Raw genomic sequence first — 1,242 nt, 5'->3', positions numbered from 1 at the left:
TTGTGCTTCTTTTTCCGCATCAATTAACGCCTGCTCACGCTCTTTTTGCTGGGTAATGTCTTGAATCACCGTCAGCACAAACTTCTTCTTCCCGCTTGGAGACGCGATGGTTTTACGCTCTCGATACACATGTTTAATACCGAGTTCGCACCCCGCAGACGCGACCTCTTCCGAGATGCGTTGTCCGCCAATTACAGTGGCCAATTCATCCGAGTTGTTCACGAGAGGCGCATTAGTCGAGCAGCTTTTCAGCTTACATTCTTGGCATTGCTTGCTCTTGTAGTTGGCACAGTTGCTCATTTCCAACTGGTTATCTTCACCGTGAATAAACACCAAGCTGTTAATTTCTTGAATGATGCCCATCAGCCATTGTTTTTCCGCTTCTTCATTGTTGGCATTCAGCTCAGCTAATTTCACCTTTAGACGTAGGTGCGCAAGAATGAAATACGCGGCAGCAAACATCAGAGAAAAAGCGACCGCACCTGCCAAGAAAAATTTTGCCATTTGCTCATCGTCGTAGCCATAAACTAGGTTGAAGCTTCGGTGCGAGCGCAGAAGTTTTTCTATCTCATTTGAGTCAATGGTTTCGATGATGCTGTTGAGCATGTGTTGGAGCTGCGTATTGTGTTTTGCAACTGCAAACGCATTCGAGAACGTCAGAACGTCTTGCTCATTGATCACCAAACCATCGACCTGATCTTGCGCAATCATGCTATGAACAACGTCATCCGGAATGTAAGCCACGTCCAAAACGCCTGATTTCAAATCCGCAAGCAACTGTTTTAAATCGTCATAACGGTCAAAACGGTCCTGTTGCCACACACCTAAGTGCACCAACCCTTGCTTCTTTAAACTCAGTAGAATGCCCGCTTTTTCTGGTGATGACTTGTCGCGTTCGCTCTCTTCTGCTTGGATAGAAACGTAATTGCTGTGCATGAATGGTTTAGTGATCAGCCAGTCTGACTTAGGCACTGGGCCCACATAAGATACCGGGACAATATCGGCATCAAACGCCGTCAACCCATTAGAAAGACTCGACGTCGGTTTCACATAACTAAAGGCCAAACCCGTACGCGACTGAATTAAGTCGATAAAGTCTGGGAAGAATCCGTCCAGCTTACCCGTGTGCGAATCTCGGTAGAGAAATGGATACGCTTCATCACTGCTGCTGTACGTGATCGTCAAGTTACTTTTATGATTACGACGGTACGCCACCAGCAACTTGTCGTTGATGTGATACGG

General features: G+C 46.5%; 1 protein-coding gene. It reads right to left on the bottom strand.

Annotation, left to right across the window (positions count from 1 at the left end; genetic code table 11):
- Positions 1-1,242 (bottom strand): transporter substrate-binding domain-containing protein (locus R7Z49_RS23370; protein WP_318112122.1); only part of this gene is annotated, 1,242 nt, incomplete at both ends.

The sequence above is a fragment of the Vibrio sp. 1562 genome (genome assembly GCF_033340155.1).
GTDB lineage: Bacteria > Pseudomonadota > Gammaproteobacteria > Enterobacterales > Vibrionaceae > Vibrio > Vibrio alginolyticus.
The sequence above is the reverse complement of the archived record's forward strand: the minus strand, read 5'-3'. Positions and strand labels throughout refer to the sequence as shown.